We start from the raw sequence: 7938 nt of genomic DNA, 5'->3' as shown, positions 1-7938 counted from the left end.
AACCCCGCCGCCGCGGCCGTACACTTCTGGCAAGCCGCGCTCGCCGTCGCCGTCTCCGCCACCATGGGCGTCAGCATCATGATCGGCAGCTTTCGCACCAGCGTCTCCGACTGGCTGGCCGATACCCTCACCAGCGACATCTACATCTCTGCTGAATCGAGCAGTGGCGCCAGCCGTGGCGGCAACCTCCCGCCAGAGCTCGCTGAACAGCTCTTGGCATTGCCTGAGGTCAGCGCTGTCAGCCAGGGCCGCGGCGCCCGCATCGAGACCCGCGATGGCCCCGTGCTCAGCCTCGCCCTGGAATCCAGCACCGGCCAACCCCGTGGCTTCAACCTCCAGGGCCGCACCGCCGAGGATCTCTGGCCGCGCTGGCAGGCTGGCGAGCTGCTCCTGATCTCGCAGCCGCTCGCCTACCGTCGCCAGCTCGAGGTCGGCGACAGACTGGACCTCTTCACAACGAGCGGTTGGCAAAGCTTCGAGATCGGCGCCATCTTCCAAGACTATGGCAGCGACAGTGGCACCCTCATCCTGCCGCGCCCGCGCTATACCGAGCTTTGGGATGATCCGGCCATCTCCTCATTCGGGCTTGTCCTCGCCGACAACGCCGATGCCGAAGCGGTCAGCCGAGAGGTCGATCGTCTCCTCGCCGAGCTCGATATCGCCACCAATGTGCAGACCAACCAAGCCATCCGCGAGCTCTCGCTCGACATCTTCGACCAAACCTTCACCATCACCAAGGTGCTGCGTTTGCTCGCCATCGGCGTGGCCTTCGTTGGCATCCTTAGCGCCCTCATGGCCCTCGAGCTTGAGCGCGCCCGCGATTACGCGGTCCTGCGCGCAACGGGCATGACCCGCGGCCAACTGCGCGCCCTGATCTTGATCCAGACCTCAGCCATGGGCATCGCTGCTGGCCTGCTTGCGGTCCCACTTGGTCTCGCCATGGGGGATCTGCTCATCAGCGTCATCAATCTTCGCTCCTTCGGTTGGACCATGCCGATGCAGGTGCAGCCGCAGACCCTCGTCTCCGGCATCCTGCTTGCGTGGCTTGCCGCTGTGCTCGCCGGTCTCTACCCCGCTGATCGGGCCGCCAAGGCACTGCCAGCGCGGGCCTTGCGCGAAGAATAGCGCCACCGTCGACCGCTTAGGCCCCGGCTGGCGATGGCTCGATGCCAATACGCTTCGATTGACTAGAAAGGTCGTGTATTCTCTGCCCTAGCTGAATACCAAAGCAGTACTCGGAGGCGAGTGAGTGACATGGCTGAAGACAAGCGCGTCGTAACCAAGAAGACAACCGCGAAGGCCACTGGGGCCGACGATAAACCGGTGACCAAGAAGACGAGCAGCAAGAAATCCATAGCGAAGAAGACCGCAGCCGCAAAAAGCCCCGTTGCCAGCGGCACGACGGCCGCAACGAAAAAGAAGGTCGCCAAGAAGGCCAGCGCCGCAACAGCGGGCCCCAGTGCTGCGGCACCGGGGACCGGCACCTCCACTCCGACAACAGCGAGCCCTACGACCAAACCCGCCACCAAGCCCGTCACCAAGAAGACGACCAGCAAGAAGGCCACCGCCAGAGTGCGCGAAGAAAAACCGGTCACCCTGAGTCCGGTTAACGAGGTCAGCCCGGAAGAACGCTACCGAATGATCCAGGAAGCCGCCTACTACATCGCCGAGAAACGCGGCTTCGCCCCTGGTAATCATGCCGACGACTGGGCCGCCGCAGAGGCACAGATCGACGCGCTGCTGAGCAAGCGCAGGTCCTAGGAGCCACCGCGTCAGTATGGACTACCTCGTCACCCCGGAGCAGCCCAACCCTGACCCTGCTCGCTTTCGGCTGCACGCCATGGAGCGCGGACTCGATCGAGAGGATCTGGATTCTGATCCCATTGCTCAGTTTCAGCACTGGTACCAGGAAGCGATCTCGACACGGCTTCCAGAGCCAAATGCCATGTCGCTTGCAACCGTGGATGCCGATGGTCAACCGAGCCTGCGGACCGTACTGCTCAAGCTCTATGACGCCAAGGGATTTGTCTTCTTCACCAACTACCAGAGCACAAAGGCACAACAGATCGGCACCAACGAGCGCGTCGCCCTGCTCTTTCCCTGGGTTGCGCTAGCACGACAGGTCAGCATCCTTGGCAGCGCCGAGCGCATCCCGACCAGTGAGTCACTGCGCTACTTCATCACTCGGGGCCGCGGTAGCCGCATCGGCGCTTGGGCCTCGCCGCAGAGTCAGGTCATCAGCTCGCGCTCGCTGCTCGAGCAGAAGGTTGCCCAGATTAAACAGCGCTTCAGCGAGGGCGAGATCCCGCTCCCAGACTTCTGGGGTGGCTACCGAGTGATCCCCACCAGCATCGAGTTCTGGCAGGGCCGCGACAATCGGCTACACGATCGTTTTCGTTACCACCGCGCCACTGCGACAGACCCATGGCAGATCGAGCGGCTCGCGCCCTGATAGCGCGCCAGCGCCGCGCCGTCGATCAGTCCGCAGCCAACCCGCAGCCAACCAGGACCGTCGAGCGCAGCATGGATGTGGCCTCTATTAGCGCTCGGCGACAAATCACTTGAACACTTTGCGCAAAGCTGGTCACGCCATGTTGGCCGCCAGGCGGATAGACTTGATCTTGTTATTCGCGGACGGCCCCTTGGTGATTCAGCAGGCCCACAGACGAGCCTCCAGACCTCATGACACTCACGGATGACCCCAGCGTCTACGACCCCGAACAGGTCGTTGGTCTGGTCCTCGCCGGTGGCGCCGGACGGCGCATGGGCGGAATCGACAAGGGCCTGATCGAGCTCCATAACCGACCGCTGGCACACTGGGTCGCCGAGGCCCTCAGACCCCAGGTCGCAAGTCTGCTAATCAGTGCCAATCGGAATCAAGAACGCTACGCCGAACTTGGCTGGCCTGTGATCGCGGATGCTACGACGCCCGGTCAAGGGTCAAACTCAACAGCCTATCAAGGACCGCTCGCTGGCATCGCCACCGTGCTCGGCCAGATCGACACTATGCTTCAGCACCTTACCCGATCCAAGCCTCATGCTTACCCCCACCGGCAAGGGCCAAGCACGAACAAGCCTGCACCCAATCCAGCCTGGCTACTCGTCTCACCTTGCGATACACCCCTGATCCCAACCGACCTCGGCCCGCGTCTTGCGGCCGCACTTCAAGCCCAACAGTCTCGCATTGCCATTGCTTGCGACCAGGAGCGCAGTCAGCCCTTGCACGCCTTGATCCCCACCGATATCGCAGCCGACCTGGACGACTATCTAAGACGCGGCGGGCGCAGCGTTCTCGGTTGGCTCGACCGTCACAAGGTCGCCACTGCAGCCTTCGACCAGCTTCCCAGTCCGTTCCGAAACTTGAACAGTCCCGCTGACACCAACGGCTTGGTCACAAAAAACGACGAGTGTGGCTCGGAGACGCCACCGAGATCGGCGAAAAGCGATGGAGGATCTTGACTTAGGCGGTCTCGAGCCTTCAGCGACTGCCTTGGTAACCCGAAGAGATCAGCTACTGGGGCTGCGGGGCTGCGGGTCGTGACGCAAAGCGTGACACAAACAAAAAGGCCGGCTTGAAGCCGGCCTAAGTGCTTAATTTGGAGCGGGAAACGAGACTCGAACTCGCGACCCCAACCTTGGCAAGGTTGTGCTCTACCAACTGAGCTATTCCCGCTACGAGCCCTCTAGAATACCACCATTGTTTCTCCTGTCAACACCAGGAACCCAAAAAAACATCGGGGTCAGATCAAAACCCTGCACTTCCCATCTTGTTGCAGTGCGACATTGGCCTTAGCATCCAGCACATCATCGAATACTGATCGACGATCAAACGATCTCAGGAGCACAACATGACCGTCCAAGCGGTTAGAGGGTCCATCCAAGGGCATCCGTTCAACGATGTCCTCAATGAGCTTCATGCCCACACCTTCACCGGGGTGCCTGGCGAGTCCGACCCGTTCACCCTTAGCGAGCTGGAGCGTGAGTACATTGCCTATGCGCTCGCGATCTACTATCAATGTGACCACTGCCAGGTCTACCACGGTCGCATCATCGATCGCCTGCGCGAGCAATCAGGGGCCCCACTCTGGGATTGGCGAGGCGAGTTCGTGCGCATCATCCTGTTCCTGCGCACCAGCCGGTTCAACGTGTCCCAGCTTGAATGGGATGGCTGGATCGATTCCTGGCGGCGATTCGCTGGACGCCTCCACGCGCGTCAACCTGGGCTCGCCTGTTGTGTGGCCTACGCCATCGGCATCGCCCGAGCCGACGAGCATCTGATGGATCTCTCGTTTGAATCCCTCGGCCGGCTCTATGAGACCGACGAGAACCTAATCGGGGTCATCCGTGACATCGACCGTCTCGTCGTCTTCATGAAGGCCGCCACCTCCAAGAATCGCACTGACCCTATCGTTCGGCGTCAACTCTCAGCGCGCGGTATCCGCGTCTAGACCAAACGGCCAACTGCTCGCAGGGCCTCGCCTTGCGAGCGCCAAGATGCAAGAGGATCTGCCTAAGCGCGCACGATATGCTCAGCGGGCTCATGATAGCGACCACGCGTGTCTACGATCAGCGGCGCATGCGCCTTGATCAATTCGTAGTCAAAGCGGTCGTGATCGGTTGCCAATAGCACGCAATCGGTCGCTGCCAGCGTCTCGGGGGTCAGCGGCACCGATTCCAGATCAAAATCGTGCTTGCGCATCGGTAAGAAGCGAGGCACGTGGGGATCAGAATAGCTGATCTCAGCCCCCTTCTCCTCCAGTAGCTCCATGAGCTCCATCGACGGTGATTCGCGTCGATCGTCGACATTCTTCTTGTAGGCAATCCCGAGTACCAGGATACGCGCGCCCTTGACCGCCTTGCCCCGCTCGTTGAGCGCATCGGCCACCTTGCTGACCACCCATTTGGGCATGTTGGTATTGACCTCGCCAGCAAGCTCGATGAAACGGGTATTGAGCCCATACTCGCGCGCCTTCCATGTCAGGTAGAACGGATCGATGGGGATGCAGTGGCCGCCGAGCCCAGGCCCGGGATAGTAGGGCGTAAAGCCGAAGGGCTTGGTGGCCGCTGCCCGAATCACCTCGTGGATGTCGATACCCATGCGGTCGCAGACCACCTTCAACTCGTTGACCAGTCCGATGTTGACCGCGCGATGGATGTTCTCCAGCAGCTTGGTCATCTCCGCGGCGCGGGTCGAGCTGAGCGTCACCAACTGATCGATAACCTGGCCATAGAGCGCCTGTCCAAGCTCGGTGCAGGCCGGCGTGACCCCGCCCAGCACCTTGGGGATGGTGCGTGTGTTGAAGTTGGGGTTGCCGGGGTCCTCGCGCTCGGGTGAGAACACCAGAAAGAGATCCTCGCCAACCCTCAGGCCGCTCGATTCGATACGCGGGCGCAGCTCTTCATCGGTGGTACCAGGCCAGGTCGTGCTCTCGAGTGAGACCACCTGCCCAGCGCGCAGATGCGGCACAATCGTCTCGGTGGTGCCGATCACATAGCTGAGATCAGGCTCGCGATACTTGTTCAGGGGCGTCGGCACACAGAGGATCAGCGCATCGCAATCGCGCGCTCGGCTAAAATCGATCGTCGCCTCGAAGCCCTGCTCTCGCGCATCCGCGATCGACTGCGCGCTGATGTGCTCGATGTAGGACCGACCCGCATTGAGCTTCTCGACCTTCTCATGATCGATATCCAGGCCCAGAACCCGGTAGCCAACCTCGCTGAACCGAAGCATCAACGGCAGGCCGACATAACCGAGACCGAGGATACCGATCAGGGCCCGGCGTTCGTTGAGGCGATCAATAAGCTTCACGTAGCTGTCTCCGCGAGCGCAAGGCTCAGTGATCATACTTTCGCAGAATGTCTCGCTTCGCGCGCTTGTACTCGTTCGCGCTAATCAGACCTTGTTCGTAACTCGCATTCAGATCCATCAGCTCTTGTCCCATTGTCGTACTGCTTGCGTTGACATTCGTCTTCGCACCGCCTCCGCCACAACCGCCGAGGCCCAGTATGAGAACAACGCCAATGGAAACGCAGCAGACTCGAATTCTGCGCATCGCTCAACTCCTGTTCCAACTAAGAATTAATCGGAGCTTGTGGCGGCAGCGAAAGCCTCGACGATGCGCCTTTGCTCAGCCGCACTCAGATGTGGATGCATGGGCAGACTCATGATCCGCGCCGAGATCGCTGCGGCAACCGGCGTACATTCGGGACAGCAAACATGCGTATAGGCCGGCTGCTGATTCATCGGCATCGGGTAGTGCACGGCGGTTGGAATACCCGCCTGTTTCAACCTGGCCTGAAGCCCATCACGCTCCTGGACCAATAGGCTGTACTGGGCGAAGACACTGGTGCGATCAGGCGCTGGCCAAGGCAACAGATCGAAAACCGGGTCTGTCCCCATTTTTTCCCCCGCTTTCTCCGCCGTTTTCTCCATCAGGGGCTGCAGCATCTGATGATAGCGTTGAGCCACGGCCTGGCGTTGGACGATGTCTTGATCGAAGCGCTCGAGGTTGGCGAGCACGACCGCGCATTGCAGGCTATCCATCCGTCCGCCGATACCGATACGCCCATGGATGTAGCGTGCGCTCTGACCATGCACGCGGATCTCGCGGCAGGCCTGGGCCAGGTCGTCATCGCTGGTGAAGATGGCCCCGCCATCGCCGTAACCACCAAGCGGCTTGCTCGGGAAGAAGCTGGTGCAGCCGATGGTGCTCAGGTTGCAGCTCTTATTGCCTCTGTACTCGGCACCAAAGCTCTGGGCAGCGTCTTCGATCACCGGCAGATTGCCATGACGGGCGGCAATGGCGTTGATCGCGTCCATATCCGCCGGCTGGCCATAGAGACTGACTGGCATGATGGCCTTGGTGTTGTCACTGATCTTGGCCTCGATCAGCCGCGCATCGATGTTGCAGGTGCCGGGCTCGATATCGACGAAGACCGGTGTCGCGCCGACCAGCACGATCACCTCAACCGTCGCAACAAAGGTAAACGGCGTCGTGATGACCTCATCGCCAGGGCCAATGCCTAGCGCCATCAGGCTGATCAGCAGGGCATCGGTGCCGCTGGCAGCGCTGATGCAATGCTTGGCACCCGTATAGGCCGCAAGGCGCCGCTCCAGCTCAACGACCTCAGGGCCAAGGATGTATTGGCCATGGTGGAGCACGCAATGGATGCGCTGCTCCAGCTGCGGGCGCAGCGCATCCTGCTGAGTCTTCAGATCGACGAAGCCGATGCCGATCTCGGCGGCTGGCTGCTGACTAAAGACCTCGGGCGAAACGCAAGCCTCCGGATGGTCGTTCAGCAGGTCCTCATCGCGGGTCAGCAACTGAATGGAGCCTGGTGCAAATCGATCGAGCGCAAGCAACAGCTGCTCATGCTCCGGATCAGGACTATCGAACACCGGCCCTTCCCCGGCAAGCGCAGCAAGCCAGTGCTTGTCTGCCGTAAACCCCTTCAGCAGCGCTGTGGCTCGCTCGGCTAGCTGCCTGGTCGATAGGGGCTCGGGCTCAGCCGCTTGGGCGCGCTCCAGTGCCCACCTGACTCGATGGTCAAGCGTCTGCACGCTCCCGGCATAAAGCCACAGACGACCGCCTTCCTTCACACACTCGGCCAGCGCTCGATCGACAGCATCGCACCATGGCTGACGGCCGATACAGCTATCGACTGCAACATCCACATCCAATAACAGGTCCATCGCTTAGCGGTCCTCCCGCAGCGCAACCGCGTCAAGGTGCTGGTCTTGTTTATCGCTCATCGTTAGATCTCGTCAGGCTAGGCCAGGCCGCCCTTAGGTAGAGAATCATGGACCAAAGTGTCAGCAGCGCGGCAACGTAAAGCAGACCCACAGCAGCCCAGTAGATCGAAGTGCCAAGGAAGGCACTACCGAGGATGAGCAAGACGATCGAGACCATCTGCAGTGCCGTCTTGATCTTACCGGCC

Annotated in this window: 7 protein-coding genes, 1 tRNA gene and 1 pseudogene; 5 read left to right on the top strand and 4 right to left on the bottom strand. The window is 60.9% G+C overall.

All coding sequences use genetic code 11. The annotated features are described in order from the left end of the window. The 4 genes from ACY693_RS10910 to mobA all read left to right on the top strand — a co-directional run. Positions 1–1125: ABC transporter permease (locus ACY693_RS10910; protein ID WP_462321855.1), on the top strand; the 1125-nt coding region annotated here is incomplete at its 5' end. Positions 1126–1254: 129 nt separating this feature from the next. After that, positions 1255–1761, top strand: a complete 507-nt coding sequence (locus tag ACY693_RS10905; RefSeq protein WP_462321854.1) for a DUF2934 domain-containing protein — start codon at positions 1255–1257, stop codon at positions 1759–1761. 16 nt (positions 1762–1777) lie between these two features. Beyond that, the gene (gene pdxH / locus ACY693_RS10900; RefSeq protein ID WP_462321853.1) at positions 1778–2452 is read left to right on the top strand and encodes a pyridoxamine 5'-phosphate oxidase; all 675 of its coding nucleotides are present in this window, start codon (positions 1778–1780) and stop codon (positions 2450–2452) included. A gap of 230 nt (positions 2453–2682) precedes the next feature. Then, positions 2683–3459, top strand: coding sequence for a molybdenum cofactor guanylyltransferase MobA (gene mobA / locus ACY693_RS10895; protein WP_462321852.1), 777 nt, complete (start codon positions 2683–2685; stop codon positions 3457–3459). Between the two features lie 138 nt (positions 3460–3597). On the opposite strand, the gene ACY693_RS10890 is transcribed toward mobA, so the two are convergent. After that, a tRNA-Gly gene (locus ACY693_RS10890) sits at positions 3598–3673 on the bottom strand. Positions 3674–3848: 175 nt separating this feature from the next. Between ACY693_RS10890 and ACY693_RS10885 the strand changes: the two genes are divergently transcribed. Then, positions 3849–4448, top strand: coding sequence for a hypothetical protein (locus tag ACY693_RS10885; RefSeq protein WP_462321851.1), 600 nt, complete (start codon positions 3849–3851; stop codon positions 4446–4448). A 62-nt stretch (positions 4449–4510) separates the two neighbouring features. Here ACY693_RS10885 and ACY693_RS10880 read toward each other — a convergent pair whose 3' ends face one another. From ACY693_RS10880 to ACY693_RS10870, 3 genes and pseudogenes are all read right to left on the bottom strand, one after another. After that, a complete protein-coding gene (locus ACY693_RS10880; protein WP_462321850.1) occupies positions 4511–5809 on the bottom strand; it encodes a nucleotide sugar dehydrogenase in 1299 nt (432 codons plus the stop codon). A gap of 270 nt (positions 5810–6079) precedes the next feature. After that, entirely contained in the window at positions 6080–7693 is a 1614-nt protein-coding gene (locus ACY693_RS10875) for a DegT/DnrJ/EryC1/StrS family aminotransferase (RefSeq protein ID WP_462321849.1), read from the bottom strand. A gap of 49 nt (positions 7694–7742) precedes the next feature. Next, a pseudogene (locus ACY693_RS10870) lies at positions 7743–7938 on the bottom strand (CDP-diacylglycerol--glycerol-3-phosphate 3-phosphatidyltransferase); the annotation flags it as partial.

It is taken from the genome of Halochromatium sp., from assembly GCF_054919635.1.
The sequence above is the reverse complement of the archived record's forward strand: the minus strand, read 5'-3'. Positions and strand labels throughout refer to the sequence as shown.